Below are 17,554 nucleotides of genomic sequence, written 5' to 3'. Positions count from 1 at the left end.
GGCTGGTGGAGCATACTACTAAACTGCATAACATTGTTGGGCATTACCGTGTACACCCGGTAATGCAGCGCTGCGAGCACTTGAAGCAGGGAATCGGCGCCTGTCTGCTACTCAATTCACCCGCTCGGCTTCTAACTCATCTACGGACCCGCTGCCATACACGTAGGTTTTGCAATAATAAACGACCTCGCACCGGAACTACTAACTTTAGGCCGTCTGGTCGGGCAGGTTGCCTCCGGCCTAGCTTCGTAACCTAGCGGTGCGATATGACTACATTCAGAAGGACAAAGCGCTTCAACATGGATCTACAGGCTACAGCCGTGCAGCAAAATCAGAATTCCCTTTGTTCTTCGGTACCTACGAAACGCAAAGCCTAACGTGCATACTAGAAAAGCTGTGGATGGTAGTTACAGTCTCTGTGTGTCCCAGCGGCTTAAATTCCTGAAGCAACTTAGGGAATGATGAGGCTATTGTGTGATTAGTAATTGCCAAAGCACAACGAGGTAGCTTAGTTTTGTTAGCAAACATCCATAGTAAAAAGAGATAATGGAGCCAAGAAAATTAATATCCTCTATTGGGGTATTTATTGCTACAGTTACTGGTATTATACTATTTGTGACCGAATACGATAAAATAAAAAAATTTTTCTTTCCTGAAAATCAGGTTATATCATTGCCGTTGTATTTATTTTCTATTGCTGCAATTGGATCTGTTATATGTTATGTGATGTATTCTTTGTATTACAGGGAAAAGGAAAAGCATGCAAAAACTAAAACTGATTTAATTAATATTAAATCTCTTTTGTTGGACTCGGAAAGATTGAGATTGATTGATTTTGTTACGGGTATTCCTAATCAGGTCAAGTTTAAGATAGATATGGAAAATAGACCTAAAGAATTGTTCCATTTGATATTGATAGATCTTGATAAATTTGGTGTAATAAATAAGAAAAGAGGTTTTCAAAAAGGAGATGATATTATTCGAATAATAGCGCAAGATCTATTTATTAAAATGAGGAGAGATGAAGAAATGTATAAACTGAGCTATAAAATGGAAGAGAGTTTTGTTAAAAGAGTTTATAGGAAATATACTGGTGGGGATGAGTTTATATTTTTGATTAAAGGACCTCAATATGAGGCTGTTGGATTTATTACCAGGGTTCAGAAGCAGCTAAGTCAGCTTTCTAAAAGGGAGGATGTATTGGAATTGGATTATAAGATTCAGTTCCATGCAGCCATTGTCCCGCTGTATCCTAATGATACTTATGATTTAGCTTATGATAAACTTCAAAGAGCGTATGTCCAGGCAGCGGAAGAAAAAGATGGGATGAGGGTTTTTTGGGATTCGCGAGTTGAGCTTGATTATTATAAATCGCATAGTTTTATTTATGACAATGCGCGAAAAGAGTTTTTGGTAAATAGTTGAGATATATTCTGGTTACTTCATTAGGCATTGCTGCAAGAGCTTTCGGCGGTGGTCTAAAGCGTGGTTTTGTCGTAAAGGGTAGCATGATCCAAACGATACTCAGCTGTGGCAAGTGCGCAAGCACGGCCCTGCGTAAGAATGGGCACAGCTGTGGCCAGGCCAAGTAATTGTGTACAGCCTGCCGGCATCAGGCCGTGTTTGCCCCGGCGGCTCCGCGCAAAGCCGCACAATACGCGCAGGTGGAGAAGCCGCTGCTCGAACGCGTCTCGCAATGGGCCATCGTGTGCCTGACGGGCGTGGCACGCACGACCGTGGCCAAGCTGGCAAAAAAAGCGCAGACCACGCCGACCAGCAGCCCGCTGCCGCGGCGGGTGAAGGAGTTGGAGCTGGATAAGCTGTGGACCTTTGTAGGCCGCAAACAGCGCAAAAAATGGCTTTGGCTAGCTGTCAAGCAGCATTCGCGCCGGGGTGCTCGGTTCGCGCGGCCGCGCCACCACCCGGCGTCTGTGGCGGGCCCTGCCCAAGCCGTATCGCACCGGCACCTGGTACTACACCGACGAGTAGGAGGCTTACGAAGGCGTGTTGCCCAAGCGGGCGCACCAAGCCTGCGCCAAGGGCAGCAGACAAACCAGCATCGTCGAAGCCATCAACTGTTCGCTACAGCAGCGGTGCGGCGTGCTCGTGCGCAAGTCCTGCTCATTCAGCCGCTCCCTGGCCATGCATCACGTGCGCATTCAACTCGTCATTGACGAGCATAACCGACGTTGCACCATGTATTAGACCAGCGCCGAGTACCCAAGTAATGGATTGTCCCCAATTTCCGTTATTATCTCAATGAATTGCAGCAGCTCCAATGACGCAAGATCATTCTGAACGGGAAGATGTTCCTGTTGTGGTTAAGCTTAAGTGTATCAGGTAGTTCTCCTGTCAAATGAGACGGGCCACCCAGCACGAAGATGTTAAGTCGACGCTGTCGCGATTATGTCGCGATTTGTCGCGATTAGAGTCGTAACGAAGCGACATACTTGTCCTAGGACCAAGTTTCCCAGCTTTTTGAGCAATTGTTTCGCGTATGACGTGTCTAAATCATGTCGCGATTATGGCGCAATTGATGAAGTTGTCATTCGACGCGCACATAACGGGACGTACGAGCACCACCTTCCAAGACAAGATATCCCGCATCCACTAACAGGCCTAGGTCGCGTTGTGCTTGCCTCTTGCTTACTTCCGACGCAAACCCTAGCGTATAATCGGCCATTGTAATGGCTTGACCAACCTCCAACGTATCTAACAATTTTTGCTGACGCTCATTGAGTGATGGCTGACGCTCTTGCTTTGAGTAAAGACGATTAAAGATTGTTAAGCGTACGCCATCTTCATCGGCTTGCCATTTAGGAGAAGGCAGTCCTTCTATCTGACTTACCTCAATCATTTTAAGAGTTCCTCTACCAATACGTTCCATGTATCCACGTAAGTAGAGAATATGCGCGATATCCGGGTTACTAGGAAGAGAAGGATGTGCAGTACGCAACTTGCGCGCATCCCAGCCTTTAGGTAGCTTTCCTGAGTTCCATATCTCAACTCGGTCCGGGTAGACTTCAACAGTAATACCACCTGAGAATGAAGCATAGTCACGATGAGCTAAGGCATTGACTAAGCCTTCGCGTAAAACGTATCGGGCATACAGAGGTTGATCCGTTCGTTGCAACCGGTCTTCATGAAATTCAGCTGTCACTGGTGTATGCCGAAGAACAAAAGCTTCAGCTAGCTCGAGAATGCGGGAAACTGGTCCGGAAAAAGTTGCTTGATCTTGATAGTTAGCCCCTTTAGTTGTTAAAAATGAAAAGGCACGAACCCGTATTTGAGGGTTGCGACTCGCCGGATCTTGACCAAAGCACACATCAGCTGCATTTGTGAGCTGACCTCTCACGTGCATCCCTAGCGCACTAAGTATGACAAACTTATCGGTTGAAGCGCCTGCGATGGATATTCGTAACAGTTCGCGAGCAGACTGAACAGTCAGGTTAATCTCTTCATGATCCAGATCATCTAAATCCAACATTGGGGAAGTGCGACGCTCCCATCGTTCCACTTCTGCCACCCGCTTTTGTAGAATGCTTTGTATTAAATTACCTGAAGCAGCAATCGTATGGCGCCCCTGTCGTACGTAGACTCGGTCATTAGTTACAAAAGGCAAATCCTTGCCCCCGGGCACATCAATCATCATTACTGTCTGTCCGTCTACATCATCAGTGCCAACATCGAAATAAGCTTTGGGTGTAATAACCTCATCCAATTGCGTTCGCAACTGAATAGCAGAATCTCTTGAGTTAGCTAAATGAGCAATCTGGTTATTTTCATCGACGCCTATAACAATATAGCCACCACCACTATTGAGCAGGGCAACCACATGTTGGGCAATGTTTTGTACATCAGCAGCGTTCCGTAAGAAGACGACTGACTGGCTCTCACCGCCGCTGATGATTTGTTTAACAAGATTCATTATTTCGCTGAGCTTGGTTTGATAGCCTTTTTAAGGCGTGATGCTTTACCAAGTGATTCTTTTACAAAAGCTTCTGCCTCCTGGAATCGCTGGAATTGACTAGAGGCGAAAAGAAGCACTTCACCATCTGTCGAGAATTGCTGTACCCAGTTTCCCTGCCGATCTTTCAACAGTAGTATGTCATTACGGGAAGCAAGCTCGTACATGTCAATAAGTCGCAGATCATCGAAAATCGGAGTGCCTTTAAGAGTAAGCGACTTGCGGTCCTCAGCAGTTTTGAAACCCAAGCTTCGAAGTAATCCGCGTGCAAATACGACGTGATCATGGGCAAGTACCCAGCGGGGCTTCTTCAAACGGATGGCTTCACGTAGTTCTTGATGCGTAATGGATTCTTCTGTATCGCCTTCCCGACCACTGCCATAACGGGGTAGAATAATGCTCAGAAAATAGTCGCAGCGAGCCACAGCTTTGCGGCAGCTTTCAAGAGCGGAGATGTTAGGGTCTATTGGCAAAGTGCCCTTATGAGACATCCAGACTTCAAAGCCAAGCTTATCAAGGATAGCGTAGAGGCGATCAAGCAACTCTTCATAACCGAAAACAGCAGATGAGACTAATAAGATAGGTTTGGATGTAGGCATTGGAGTGCTGAGAAGTCAACCGGGGACGACCCCTGTTTTTAATAAGCCAAAATGCAGAGAAGCCAGCCTAAAAGTAGGACTTTCAGGTTTTAATAGTGTGGACGAAGGCAGTTTCATAGGAAGAACTCACAGTAACTGCAAAGGCTAAAATGATATAAATTCAGAGAACAAGCTGTTAAACAAGTAGCTAAGATTAAAAGCCTGTTGGGGAATTAAGGTAGTCGGTTGAGGCACAGGGTTACGTTTGCCCAGAGAATCCACGCGGCGTGGCTTTCGGGCGTGTACTCGTAGTCCATGACCAGACGGCGGAAGAAGTTCAGCCAGGCGAAGGTGCGTTCGACCACCCAGCGGCAGCCCACCGGGACAAAGCCGCGCGTCGATGGCGGCCGACTGCTGAGTTCATGCCGGAGTCCACGCGCCAGCAATCCTTCGGTAAAGTGGCCGCGGTAGGCGCGGTCGGTCACCACGGTGGTCAGGCGCGGACCCCAGTGGCGCCGCTCCCGCAACAGCGGGGCCGCGCCGCGGCTGTCATGCTGGTTGGCCGCGTGCGCGCGGCAGGCCCAGACGCGGCCTTGCCGGTCCACCAGCAGCTGCCGCTTGCGCCCGTTGACACACTTGCCGCCGTCGATGCCGCGGTGCTCGGCAATGCGCGGGGCCAGTTTGACGCTCTGGCTGTCCAAGCACAGCACGGCCGGCGTGGGCGGCTGCCCCTACGCTTGCCGGTCTGCCTCGTTCAAGGCCCGGTTTAGCCGCTGCAGCGTGCCGTCCTGCTGCCAGCGGCAGAAGTAGTACACCGCCGTCCACTTCGGAAACGCCGCCGGCAGGCTGCGCCACTGGCAGCCCGAGCGGCACACGTAGCGCAGCGCGTCCACGACCTGGCGCAAACACAGGCGCCGTTTGCGTTGAGCGGCAAGAGCAGCAGCATACCTTGCCACTGCGAGTCAGTTAGGGGTTGATAGCACTCAACCATAATGCGACCGGAAGCCTAGGAACTCCCGCCTCAACTTGCTGGCTCGTTTCTTTTTACCTCAAAACCGATTTCCCAACACGCTCTGACTCTCAGTTACCGCAAACACAAAGCCCCCAGTCTGTGCACAGACTGGGGGCCGACTTGGTTTATGAGGCGGGTTGCTCCCTGCAAGCTCACAAGGGCAAATGCGACTGTAGCCAGTGCCAGGCGGCTTGCACCACCTTCCACGCTTCCATTGCTTCGTGAACGAAGTACAGGAAGGCGACTACGCGTTGTACTTGCTGGCGCAGCTCATGCGTGTATGCGCCTAATTTTGTGCCGACGAACCCCTGGAGCCCGCGGTGGCAATTCTTGTTGTCACTCGGTGCTAGGATACGGCCCCCGCTGTTGTTCGTTGCCTAAAGGTCCTGTTTGCTGTCGCGTCTAGTCGCTGCGTAAAAGCAGGTGCATATAACGAAAAGCCCCAGCCCACAAATAGGCCGGGGCTTTTGCATCGGTAAACTACGCTAGGGCCGTTTGTGCTTAGCCGTCACTCTTTCTACCTGCTGCTGTAGAAAGAGTAGATCGCCCGGTTGGTTGCTGTTCGCTAACCTCAAGGCAATTTCGTTCACAACTTGCACAAGTTCTTCTGCTTGTTGTGCTGAGGGTACGCCCTCCCGAAACTTGCTTAGCACGTTTACAAAAGCCAGTAAAGCTTGGGAGTGGTTCGAATGTTGTCCCGATGCTTCGTTCACGTTGTAGTGGGGCAATGACTGCGCCGGCGCAGCGGGATTTTCGTAGCCACTTACCACGCCGAGTGATGGCTGCTCAACAGGTTTTGATGGCTCGCCGTAACCGGCAACGCGGCCCATGCCTTCGTTTTCTGAAGTTCCCATGTCTTTATTTGATGTTAAGGTGATTCTGGTTGTAATAGGTAAAAACCAGGCAAAGTGTTACGTAGCGGTTGAGTTCAAGGTTTAGTATGAGGTAGCTTCCAACTTTTAACTATCCTTTTCTAGTGGGTGCGCTGATCGAGTGTTCTTTTTGGCATTTAAGCTATTAAGCGACCCACTCCATGAGTTTCGATGCTGAATCCAACCCGTTGCTCCCGCAGCTTTACCAAGCCGAAGAGGGACAACATTTGCTCGTACTGTATCGCCTAGACGAAGGCCAGCCACCGGTGACGCTGCCCAGCCTATCCGACACGGCCGACCTGACCCTGTATTAATACATTAACTCGTTTTCGCTTACCGACTAGCAGTCCTATGGGCCCACTGAATGCCGAGTAGCATGCGGTGGGCCTTGTAACGAAATACCCATGGCCAAGCGGCAGACATCCACCACAGCTAGCGCCGCCCTGCAAAGCGGCGAAGACCTCTACCTGCAGCGCGCCCGGCTGGCGCTGCCCCGCCTGGTGCGACAGGCCCGCGCCGGCACGCCCATCTTCTATTCCGACCTGGCTGAGGAACTGGGCATGTCCAATCCCCGCACCCTCAATTACCCCCTAGGAGCTATTGGGCGGGCGCTGGCCGCGCTGGGTCGAAAGCACAACATGACCGTGCCCGGCATTCAGGCCCTAGTTATCAACAAGCGCACTGGGCTGCCCGGCGAAGGTATCGGCAAGTTCGTCACGCCGCTGCCTTTCAGCGAGTACGCCATTGAGCAGAAGCGGCGCCTCATCGACGCGTATCTTTCTAAAATCTATACCTATCCCCAATGGGAATGGGTGCTGGAGCAGTTCGAGTTACATCCCTTGCCGCCGGTGCCCGCGGCAATACTGGATGAGGCTCGGCAATATATAGGAGGTGGGGAGAGCGAACGGCACCGTCAGTTGAAGTTATACGTAGCTACCCGACCAGACCTGCTAGGCCTGAGCCCGGCCGTAGGCCCTGGCCGGACGGAATACCTGTTGCTGTCGGCTGACCGCCTGGATGTGCTTTTCGAGCACGGGGCGCAGCGCATAGCCGTCGAGGTGAAGTCCGACCTCTCAGACCAGGCAGACGTGCTGCGGGGCCTGTTTCAGTGCATCAAGTACCGCGCCCTGCTCGAAGCCGAGCAAGTCGCGCAGGGCCACGTGCCCAATAGCAGGGCCGTGCTCGTGCTACAGGGGCAGCTGCCCGCCGATCTGCTAGGCTTAAAGAATGCGCTTGGCATTGAAGTACTGGAAGGGGTAGCTCCGAATGCATGAACGCTGCCCGTTCAAGTGGCTATGTGCATTAATCATGACGAACTGATCAGGCAATTTCAGGAGCCAATTGGGTGAATACGAACTGCGCCTAGCAGATGCTCTGAATGCAGATCGGGCTAAAGAATAAATTTTAATATAATGAAATTATTACTGATAAGCTCAAAAAAGCTAGGGCGCCTCATCTCGGAAATCATAGATGAAGGGATTCGACTTTTGTTACAAGAAGTGCAAATATCTCAGCCCAAAGAGGGTTATAGCGCAGAAGAAACGGTATACCTTACAACGAAACAGGCTTTGGCTTATTTACACATCAGCAAACCTACCTTGAACAAGCTGCGACGTCAGGGATTGGTACGTGGACTTCGTGTGTCTGATAAGCGGGTGCTCTGCGAAAAATCTAACTAGACTATTACATTAGAAACAAGTCGGCTGATTTGAACGACGCAATTTCTTAAGCATCTATGCGAAGTGCGTTAGAGTGGCGACAACTGATGCCATGATAGGCAATGCCAACATTATGTTGGAGCAAGCAGAGCCGCTACCAGTCCTTGCAGTGGACGGTGTACCCCTCGGGCTGGGTGCGCCTCACGGCCAGGTACTTCCCCAAAGACTACGACTTCGCCCTGGCCGGCCTGAGCTTCAGCTACCCCGAAAAGGAGGTGCGCGGCGCCCAGTGGCGCGGCGACGGGCCCTACCGCGTGTGGAAGGACCGCCTGAAAGGCACCAACCTGGGCGTGTGGACCAAAGGCTACAACGACACCAGCACCGGCGAAATGAACGGCACCCGCGGCCCCGAGTACCCCGAGTTCAAGGGCTACTACTCCAACTTCTACTGGCTCACCCTGCAGACCACCGGCCAGCCCTTCACGGTAGTCTGCGACCAGGAAGACGTGTACCTGCGCCTGTTCACGCCGCGCTTCTTGGCCACGCCCTACAACACGGCCCCGGCTTTCCCCAGCGGCCAGCTCTCCTTCCTGCACGGCATCCCCGCCATCGGCACCAAGTCGCAGAAAGCCGAGAACATGGGCCCGATGGGCAAAACCAACATGTACTACGACTACGGCAAAGACCCCTCGTACGCCAAGGAAATGACCCTGTACTTCGATTTCTCCGGCCAGCAGGCCCCAGCCAGCGCCGTCGGGCAGCGGTAGAAGTTTAGGGCTTGAATGCAGCAGCGGGTAGTGAACCGATGAGGTTTGTTACCCGCTGTTTATATTATCAAAAGAAGCCAGGGTAGTAACACGGCTCATGGTTGCTCTACTACGATGTGTAATCCGAATTGCTCATAAATTCAGTGATAGCACTGATGTCTAGCTCATCGGTTATCATACTTTTGTGCCTCATGGCTGCTGTTGCATTGGTGTTTTTCAAAACGAACACAATATGTCACGTTACTTATATTTGATAGTATCTGCGCTATTTGCAAGTATTTTTTCTTGCTATGGCACTGATTGTTTGGATTACAAATGGGTATTTAATGATATTATAAATCAAGCTATTATTGAAAATGTGCAATTGGATATTGTTTGTTCTGATTCTGTAGCAAATGCAGAAATACGAAATTTGGCAGATGGAAAACGATTGATTATTATTAATCATGCTTATTTTTATAATTATTCGCGTATAGTTTTAGCTGCTGTGTTGTGTCATGAATTAGGCCATATTGTATCAAAACATGAAGGTGCTAGTAATCGTAAGCAAGAACTAGAGGCTGATGAGCTTTGCGGGTTTTACATGAAAAAATTGGGTTTTTCTAGAGTAGAAGAAGCATATGAAGCTATTAATATAGCTCATGCTAATTCTATTGATTACCCGGGTGTTGATTTGCGCAAATATGCAGTTGATCAGGGTTGGAAACTTGCTAACAACGATCTAAGTATAGCAAGCTATGCATCGTATAATCCAAGAGTAATATGGGAGTTTAAAGATGGTAAATTATGCGTTATGGTGGATAACAGGCAATTGTCATTCCCTGTATATTATAATCACGGCATTGTGTATGATTCTTCTTTGTTTTCAACTATACAATTAGTTGGTTACAGGAATAATAAACATGCTAAAGGTATTGGAAGATTGGTTTCAAATAAAACAAATATTGCTTATAGGAAAAATAGAGGAGGGGGATTCAGTGTGTATGAAAATGGATTGGAATTGGAGATAAGTAAATGCCAAGAGAATAAGGTTTATTTAAAGAAGAAAGAAAATGATTTGGTTTATACGTGTTGGAATAGTGCTCTTGAAAAATACGTCGATTATATATTTATTGATTATAGATTTGCTCCTGTTGGTTTGGTTATGCCGGCATTTACAAAATAAGGTTGAATGTCTCACTTTTAAACATAATTTCACGCCATGAAACCAGGGCTTAACTTTTTGAAAAATCAGAGAATGAATGATTTTTCAAAACATGCAGTTGTGTTATTTGTTTTTATCGCATGTGCATTAATATGTACGAGCGTAAAGGCAAAAAGCTTTAATTTAAAATATCATGCTGATATAATAAGTTTGCTTGCTGAGATAAAGTCAAATAGTGAGTCGATTAATGCTGAGATTAAGGGTTGGAAAGGAGGAAACGCTAATGCTGATGTAGCTGAAGCAAAGGAGCTATACAGGGTGTTTAAAACGAAGGACGACGCATTGATCGAGAGATATAAAGTCATTATTCAAGATTGGAGAAAAGCAGCTAAAGAAAATATAAATATTGATAAAGAAATGTCGGAACTGCAAAAATCATATAATAATCTTGTTGACTTTTACAATAAAAATTATAAAAAATATAATGACAACCCAAGATTTAGTGTATCTACAGAATTAGTTAATATTGTTTTTGAAACGGGGAAAAAGGTGTGGGATTTTGTAAAGGATGTTAACCAGACGAAAAAGAATATGTGGAAGGAGCAAACAGACAAACAAAAAGTGAAGGCTTGGTCGGTTTAGCGTTGCAGAAAAATACAATCATAGAGAAAGCCCAGTAGGGTAAAACCCTACTGGGCTTTCTCTATGATTGTATTTAATAAAGACATACGCGGCTAAATGTAGGCCCGAAACCCCCACCATGCCCAAATCCTAAAGCTTTATGCTAAGATCGTAGAATGTTGGCACGGGAAAAAATGGTGAACTAGTGGACGCCAAAAGTGCCTAGCACCGCCCCGTGGCGCCGGCCCGTGTAGCGGCCGGCTTCCCCGCTGCTGTCGTAGCGGGGGCCACGGGGCGCGGCTGCCCGGGTTGGGCTACGCTGAACAACTTCGTTCAGCGTAGCCCACCGTTGTCAGAAGGGTTTAGCATGCTGCTCAGAGGCTGTGCTAAGCAGCGTCCTGCTGCAGTGCCTCCGGTGCAGAATGCGCTGCTATTTCAGTGCCTAGGCTTTCCTCGGTGATGCGCTGGGCGTAGTACGCAGCGCGTTGGCGTTGGTATTCTTCTTCATCGAAATTGGGTGCTGGAGGGGCTACCGCGCCCAGCAATTTGGCAGATACCTCTGCCGGCAAGCTACCGAGCAGGTCCGGCGTTGGTTGGGCTTTCTGTTGCCGGTGCTCGGCTTCTAAGCGTTGCGCTTTGGTGTCGAAGTACTTCTCCAGCACCTCCATGACCTTCGGGCCAGACAGCGCGTTGTAGAAGTTGTGGCCGCTCCACTTCGCCTCTTTCAGGGCCAACATCACGTCTTTGAGGCTGTCGTGCGAGTACTTCTGCAGGATCATCTCCGCTGTTTCGATCAGGTCCGGCGCTTCCATGCCGTCCTTGACCTTGAGCGAATCTTGAAAGGTCTTGAGCAAAAACACGATCAGCATCAGCAACAGCTTCTCACCGAGGCGGTTGGCTTGGCGCAGCTGGAACAGCTTGGGGGCATGATGGGCTACGACCGGGGTAAGGCCCGATTGAATGTCGACGAGCAGCAGCTTCATCTGGGCCAGCGCTGGGCTCTGTCCGGAGGCAATGCTAACGACCGTATTTTGTTTCAAAGTATTGATCAACAGCTGCTCCGACGTCGGCGAGGCTTTCGTGGTGATGGGAGCGTTTGGCGTGGGTAGAGGCTGAAGCGTATGCATGGGAAGAAGAGGCGAGGGAGGAAGAAGTGGTTTTCAGTTTTTGGTCTTTGGCGTCGCGCAGCATCCAGTTGCACATCATCGGCAGCCAGTTGGCGTTGCGCGCGTCTTTGCTTTCAGCCCAGGTGCGGATGACTTCGTGGTAGTAGCGCAGATCGGCGTGGGCGTAGTCAGTGCCTTGCAGCGCTTCTATAAAGGCGTCGGCATCGGCATAGGGACTCTCGGCGAAAGCGTGCTGCGAGGCCGACTTGGGTTTGGCTCGAGCTGTCCGGGGCCGGGAAGAAGGGGGGACGGCCGCAACGAGGGGGGATGATGGGACGGTCATCAGGGGTGAAGCATCATCCCAGTCTTCCAATCCTTGTTCATTTTGTGCGTGCGCTGCAGCTTCGGCTGCCACACCCCCGGTAGGGGTTACATGGATATTTGCTTTGGAATTTACCCTGGTATTTACGCCAGCAGATTTCGCAGGCACTTCCGGCAAATTCCGCAGGGACACGTAGCGATTTTCGCAGGCACCAGCGGCGGAATCCGCAGCTACTTGGGACACATTTGCCTGCGGATTCTGCAGGGACTTTGCTGTCGGAGTGCTCGGCAGGGTAGGCGTGAGCTGGCGCTTATGGCGGGCTTTGGGGTCAATCGTACGGTCCAGCAGGCTGTGCTCGTGCAGCTGCTTGATGGCATCGCCGACGGTGCGCAGGCCAATCCCGAGGCGGGCGGCGAAGTGTTCGTCGCTGGCGAAGACGTGCTTCTTGACCTTGTAGAGGTCGATGACCTCGGCTAAGATGAGCTTGGCCGTGAGCGTGATCCCTTCTAGGGCCAGCACCTCGGCGGGCACGATGAGGGCGCGGGGCTTAGCAGCCGCGGTGGGAGAGGAGGTGGTCGTCTTCATTACGCCACGCCCTCCTGCTGCGAAGTGGTATAATCGTCGAGATTGATGAGGCGGCTAAAGGCCGCAATAGCTTCTAAATCCTGGCGCCAATAGTTCGATAATTCACTTGTTGGGCCCACCCGAAACCGCTTCTACGCAATGTAGGGGCGGTTTTTCTGTTTCTAAGGATGTGATGAGTATAGCGTCTAGGTAAGATGTTTCCTTTTGAACCTGAATTCATCTGTATTCTAAAAAAGAAAGTGATGCTGGTCTCTACTTTCTTGCTTCGTGTAGCTCATTGTGAAAGTTGCGCTATGCCAGACCTCCTAATATGTCTAATCGATTGTTGGATTCATCAGGAGAAGAAGGCAGGTTCAGCACCGGCAACCTAGGCGGCCAGATCATGCACCCCGACGCCCGTCCCGGCTTCGTAGCTCCATAAGCCCGAGCACGAATCCTGAAGCCGCTAGCGCCGCTTACAACCAACAATAAGCCCGACCCCACACAAGTAGCGGGGCCGGGCTTATTGTTGGCGGCCAACGGAGCCGGACGACCTACGCTTTCACGTCGTAGCGGTCCAGCATCATTACCTTGTCCCAGGCTTTGACAAAGGCTTGCACAAAACGCTGGTGCCCGTCGGCCCCGGCATAGACTTCGGCCACGGCCCGCAGCTGGTTGTTCGAGCCGAATACGAGGTCAGCGCGGGTGGCGGTGAAGCGCTTTGCGCCGGTCTTGCGGTCGTTGAGCGTGAGCAGGTGGCCGTGCGGGTCGGCTTTCTTCCACTCGAAGTCCATGCTGGTCAGCACGGTGAAGAAGTCGTTGGTGAGCACGCCCACGCGGTCGGTGAAGATGCCGTGGTCGGCGCCGTCGTGGTTGGCGTTCATGGCCCGCAGGCCGCCGGTGAGGGCTATCCACTCGGGGGCGGTAAGGTTGAGCAGCTGGGCCTTATCGAGGAACAGCTCCTCGGGGGCCACTTTCGCCGCAATTTTGGCAAAATCCGCGTCCAGGTAGTTGCGGAAGCCGTCGGCCACGGGCTTGAGCCAGGTGAACATTTCCAGGTCGGTCAGCTCCTGGGTGGTGTCGCGGCGGCCGGGGGTGAAGGGCACGGTGGTGGGCACGCCCGCGTCGGCGGCGGCCTTTTCCAGAGCTGCGCAGCCGCCCAGCACGATGAGGTCAGCCAGCGAGACATGCTTGCCGCTGGCCTGCTCGTTGAACTTCGTTTGTACCGTGCGCAGCTTTTCAATGACGGGCACCGTGCGGCGGTTCACTTCCCAGTCTTTCTGCGGGGATAGGGCCAGGCGCCCGCCGTTGGCACCGCCGCGCTTGTCGCTGTGGCGGTGCGTCACGGCCGCCGAGAAGGCGGTGAAAACCAGATCCGAACCCGATACGCCCAGGGCCAGAATGTCCTTTTTCAGCGCGGCCACGTCGGCGGCATCGATAATGGCGTAGTCGGCGGCCGGGATGGGGTCCTGCCAGAGCAGGTCGTTTTCCACGCGCTTTTCGGGGCCGAGGTACCGCTCCCGGGGGCCCATGTCGCGGTGGGTGAGCTTGTACCAGGCTTTGGAAAAGGCCTGGGTGAAGGCGTCGAAATCATTGAGGAATTTCTCGCAGACCTTGCGGTACTCGGGGTCTTCCTTCAGCGCCAGGTCGGTGGTCATCATCATCAGCGCGTGGGTTTTGCCGGGGATGTGGGCGTCGGGCGTGCGGGGCGCGTCGGCGTCCACGGGCGTCCACTGTAGGGCGCCGGCGGGGCTGCGGGTCTGCTTCCACTCGTGCTTGAAGAGGTTTTCCAGGTAGCTGTTGTCCCATTGGGTCGGGTTCTGGGTCCAGCTGCCCTCGATGCCGTTGGTCATCGTGTTTTCGGCGTTGCCCGCGCCCACGGGGTTGTGCCAGCCCAGGCCCATCTGCTCCATTGGGGCTATTTCGGGCGGCATCCCGATTTTGGTGGAGGGTACCATGCCGTGGCTCTTGCCGAAGGCGTGGCCGCCGGCAATCAGGGCCACGGTTTCCTCGTCGTTCATGGCCATGCGGGTGAAGGCCACCCGAATGTCGCGGGCCGAGCCCATAATGTCGCCGTCGGCGTAGGGGCCTTCGGGGTTCACGTAAATCAGGGCCTGGTGGGTGGCGGCCAGCGGGTTTTCCAGGTCGTAGTCGGCGTCGCCGTTGCGGCCGCGCCAGCGCTTGTCCCGGTTTACCATCTTGTCGGGAGCTTCGGCGGTGCGCAGGTCATGAATTACCTCCGGGCCCCAGTAGGTCGAGTTATCGGCCTCCCAGGCATCCTCGCGGCCCCCGGCAAAGCCGTAGGTGGGGAAGCCCATGATTTCCAGGGCGCAGTTGCCGGTCAGCACGATCAGGTCGGCCCAGGACAGGGCGCTGCCGTACTTCTGCTTGATGGGCCACAGCAGGCGCCGCGACTTGTCTACGTTGCCGTTGTCCCACCAGCTTTCGATGGGGGCGAAGCGCTGCATGGCCTGGCCCGCGCCGCCGCGTCCGTCGGCAATGCGGTAGGTGCCGGCCGAGTGCCAGGCCATCCGGATCATCTGCGGGCCGTAGTTGCCGTAGTCCGAGGGCCACCAGTCCACCGAAGTCGTCAGGAAGCTCTTGATTTCCTGCTTCAGCGCCTCGTAGTCCAGGGCGTTGAAGGCGGCGGCGTAGTCAAAGTCCGGGCCGAGCGGGTTGGCATGGGGAGAATTCTGGTTGAGCACCTCCACCCGCAGGCGGTTGGGGTACCAGTCGGAGAGCGTGGGTGGAGTGCCTTCCGCCCCGCCGATTCGGTCACCGCCGAAGGGGCACTTGCCGAGCATCTCGAAGCTCTTGGTGTCAGTTTTGTCGTGGTTGATGTTGAGCATAGCGGGTTTTGGTAGGCGCCCAGATGTAGGGCTGGTTAGCGGCAGCTAATAACCCTAGTTCTGAGTGGAATGTTGAAGGAATGAAAAAGTCGTGGCTAACGGATGAAATGTACGTGAACTTGCCTACGGAGGAGCTTGCCGGAGCCACATTTATTTACTTCGGCAGCAGTATTCCTTACTTGGGCCATCTCATCCGGCTACTGCCTGCTCAGCACCGCATGGCCGTTTTGTTTTGCCCGTTGCGACTCTTCGGCCGGCACGGTGACACCTTCTTCCGTCTACCAGGTGACTCCTGCTCCGTTCGCTACTTCGCTCCAGGATCTAGCCTTGCTGTTTCTGCGCCTACACTACTGCCTTCGGCGGGCCGGCCGCCTGTCCGCTGCCCAGCGAAACAAGGGGCTTATAACATGCCTGCTTGGCTCAGCCCGTAGCCCAAGGCGGCTCTACCCAGCACCAGCCGGGCCGAGATGAGTTTATAGCGCAGCAGCAAAACGGCACTGCCCAGCGCAAGCACCACGGTGGGAACGTCCAGCAGGGCGGGAGGCACCTGCTGGAAGTTAAGTCCAACTCAACCTGGCGGCTCAAGGCCGCAATAGCTTCTAAATCCTGGCGCCAATAGTTCGATACTTCACGCGTCAGGCCCACCCTATAAGCCTCCCCAGGACTTACGCGCAAGTTCTGGGGAGGCTTTTTCTTTGCCTGCCAGGGCCGGTAGACAAGCAGGAGTATGTATAGTGAAGCTAAGTGTCTGACAGAGAGTTGTTCAAATGAGGCAGGGTGGCGGAATACGGTGCGGAAAGGACCCCCGGCGCGGCGAAAATAAAGTTTCGCTTCATATCGACTTCATGTCGGGGTGAGTGCTTTGTGCTACTCAACGGGAAGGTCGTTGGGCCAACCGCTTGCAATTGAGTTCTACTTCTTTGCTGCCTCCGGGCCGCGCGCCGCTCTGCCTGCCTAATTCCCTTACCTCGAATCACTAACTGCCTGTCACGGTATTTATGAAAAGAACGTTCCTGCTCATGGCCATGAGCTTGGGTGTCTTGTATAGCACTACAAGCTGCTCGAAAGAAGAAAAGGAAAAGGAAGAACAAGTTAAATTCCTGGTCACCAGTCCGCTGCAAAAAGACACGACCATCACCAAGGAGTACGTGGCGCAGGTGCACGCCTTCCAGCACATTGAGGTGCGGGCCCTGGAAAAAGGCTACCTGCAGAAGATTTTCGTGGATGAAGGCCAGCAGGTGAAGGAAGGCCAGCTCATGTTCCAGATCATGCCGCTGCTCTACCAGGCCGAGCTGAAAAAAGCCGAGGCCGAGGCCAAGTTCGTGAGCATCGAGTACCAGAACACCAAGAAGCTGGCCGATGGCAATATCGTGTCGCCCAACGAATTGGCCCTCTCGCAGGCCAAGCTGGAAAAGGCCAAAGCGGAGGTGTCGCTGGCCCAGACGCACCTGGGCTTCACCACCATCCGGGCGCCGTTCAGCGGTATCATGGACCACTTCCAGGCCCGGCTCGGTAGCTTGGTGGATGAGGGCGACTTGCTGACCACGCTCTCCGACAACAGCAAGATGTGGGTGTACTACAACGTGCCCGAGGCCGAGTACCTGGCTTACCGCGTCCACGCCCAGGCCAACGATGCGCCGCACGTGAAGCTGCGCATGGCCAACAACGAGGTGTTCGACTACCCCGGTATCGTGCAAACCATCGAGGCGGATTTCAACAATGAGACCGGCAACATTGCCTTCCGGGCCACTTTTCCCAACCCCAAAGGTCTGCTGCGCAACGGCGAAACCGGCTCGGTGCTGATGACCGTGCCCCTGAAAAACGCCCTGATTGTGCCCCAAAAAGCCACTTTCGAGGTGCTGGAAAAGAAATTCATGTACGTCGTGGACAAGAACAACGTGGTGCACCAGACTGAAGTCACGGTGGCCTCCGAAATGCCCGACCTCTACATCATCTCCGCGGGCCTGAAACCGGGCGACAAAATCATGCTCGAAGGCATCCGCAAAGTGAAGGACGGCGACAAAATCAGCTTCACCTACCAGGAGCCCAAGTCCGTCATTTCCCACCTGAAGGTGTATTCTGAATAACAACACC

At 52.8% G+C, this 17,554-nt stretch carries 15 protein-coding genes; 7 read left to right on the top strand and 8 right to left on the bottom strand.

Annotation, left to right across the window (positions count from 1 at the left end):
• The first annotated feature begins 615 nt into the window (after positions 1-615).
• Complete coding sequence (locus E5K00_RS08360; RefSeq protein WP_167856803.1) at positions 616-1,425, top strand: diguanylate cyclase domain-containing protein; 810 nt, start codon at positions 616-618, stop codon at positions 1,423-1,425.
• Between the two features lie 1,120 nt (positions 1,426-2,545).
• Here the strand turns inward: E5K00_RS08360 and E5K00_RS08350 are convergent.
• From E5K00_RS08350 to E5K00_RS08330, 5 genes are all read right to left on the bottom strand, one after another.
• A complete protein-coding gene (locus E5K00_RS08350; RefSeq protein ID WP_135462774.1) occupies positions 2,546-3,928 on the bottom strand; it encodes an RNA-binding domain-containing protein in 1,383 nt (460 codons plus the stop codon).
• On the bottom strand, positions 3,928-4,566 hold the full coding sequence (locus tag E5K00_RS08345; protein ID WP_135462773.1) for a DUF4062 domain-containing protein: 639 nt from the start codon (positions 4,564-4,566) through the stop codon (positions 3,928-3,930). The genes E5K00_RS08350 and E5K00_RS08345 overlap by 1 nt, the downstream gene beginning before the upstream one ends.
• A 212-nt stretch (positions 4,567-4,778) precedes the next feature.
• Positions 4,779-5,255: a transposase gene (locus tag E5K00_RS08340; RefSeq protein WP_135462772.1), complete on the bottom strand. Its 477-nt coding sequence runs from the start codon at positions 5,253-5,255 to the stop codon at positions 4,779-4,781.
• Between the two features lie 21 nt (positions 5,256-5,276).
• Positions 5,277-5,501, bottom strand: coding sequence for a transposase (locus E5K00_RS08335; RefSeq protein WP_135462771.1), 225 nt, complete (start codon positions 5,499-5,501; stop codon positions 5,277-5,279).
• 541 nt (positions 5,502-6,042) lie between these two features.
• Complete coding sequence (locus E5K00_RS08330) at positions 6,043-6,411, bottom strand: hypothetical protein (protein WP_135462770.1); 369 nt, start codon at positions 6,409-6,411, stop codon at positions 6,043-6,045.
• 422 nt (positions 6,412-6,833) lie between these two features.
• Between E5K00_RS08330 and E5K00_RS08325 the strand changes: the two genes are divergently transcribed.
• The 5 genes from E5K00_RS08325 (at position 6,834) to E5K00_RS08305 (ending at position 10,640) form a co-directional block, all read left to right on the top strand.
• Positions 6,834-7,703 (top strand): hypothetical protein, encoded by an 870-nt coding sequence (locus E5K00_RS08325; protein ID WP_135462769.1) that lies wholly within the window; start codon positions 6,834-6,836, stop codon positions 7,701-7,703.
• A gap of 138 nt (positions 7,704-7,841) precedes the next feature.
• The gene (locus tag E5K00_RS08320; protein WP_135462768.1) at positions 7,842-8,108 is read left to right on the top strand and encodes a DNA-binding protein; all 267 of its coding nucleotides are present in this window, start codon (positions 7,842-7,844) and stop codon (positions 8,106-8,108) included.
• Positions 8,109-8,209: 101 nt separating this feature from the next.
• Complete coding sequence (locus tag E5K00_RS08315; protein WP_135462767.1) at positions 8,210-8,854, top strand: hypothetical protein; 645 nt, start codon at positions 8,210-8,212, stop codon at positions 8,852-8,854.
• Positions 8,855-9,086: 232 nt separating this feature from the next.
• Complete coding sequence (locus tag E5K00_RS08310; protein ID WP_135462766.1) at positions 9,087-10,019, top strand: M48 family metalloprotease; 933 nt, start codon at positions 9,087-9,089, stop codon at positions 10,017-10,019.
• Between the two features lie 36 nt (positions 10,020-10,055).
• Positions 10,056-10,640, top strand: coding sequence for a hypothetical protein (locus E5K00_RS08305; RefSeq protein ID WP_135462765.1), 585 nt, complete (start codon positions 10,056-10,058; stop codon positions 10,638-10,640).
• A 365-nt stretch (positions 10,641-11,005) separates the two neighbouring features.
• On the opposite strand, the gene E5K00_RS08300 is transcribed toward E5K00_RS08305, so the two are convergent.
• The 3 genes from E5K00_RS08300 to katG form a co-directional block, all read right to left on the bottom strand.
• Positions 11,006-11,602, bottom strand: coding sequence for a hypothetical protein (locus tag E5K00_RS08300; protein WP_135462764.1), 597 nt, complete (start codon positions 11,600-11,602; stop codon positions 11,006-11,008).
• 34 nt (positions 11,603-11,636) lie between these two features.
• A complete protein-coding gene (locus E5K00_RS08295; RefSeq protein WP_135462763.1) occupies positions 11,637-12,632 on the bottom strand; it encodes a helix-turn-helix domain-containing protein in 996 nt (331 codons plus the stop codon).
• A gap of 533 nt (positions 12,633-13,165) precedes the next feature.
• Positions 13,166-15,460: a catalase/peroxidase HPI gene (katG, locus tag E5K00_RS08290; protein WP_135462762.1), complete on the bottom strand. Its 2,295-nt coding sequence runs from the start codon at positions 15,458-15,460 to the stop codon at positions 13,166-13,168.
• A 998-nt stretch (positions 15,461-16,458) separates the two neighbouring features.
• Between katG and E5K00_RS08285 the strand changes: the two genes are divergently transcribed.
• Positions 16,459-17,547 carry an efflux RND transporter periplasmic adaptor subunit gene (locus tag E5K00_RS08285; RefSeq protein ID WP_135462761.1) on the top strand — a complete coding sequence of 363 codons (1,089 nt, stop codon included), beginning with the start codon at positions 16,459-16,461 and terminating at the stop codon, positions 17,545-17,547.
• The last annotated feature ends 7 nt before the right edge of the window (positions 17,548-17,554 follow it).

The organism is Hymenobacter aquaticus (assembly GCF_004765605.1).
In the GTDB taxonomy this organism is placed as follows: domain Bacteria; phylum Bacteroidota; class Bacteroidia; order Cytophagales; family Hymenobacteraceae; genus Hymenobacter; species Hymenobacter aquaticus.
The sequence above is the reverse complement of the archived record's forward strand: the minus strand, read 5'-3'. Positions and strand labels throughout refer to the sequence as shown.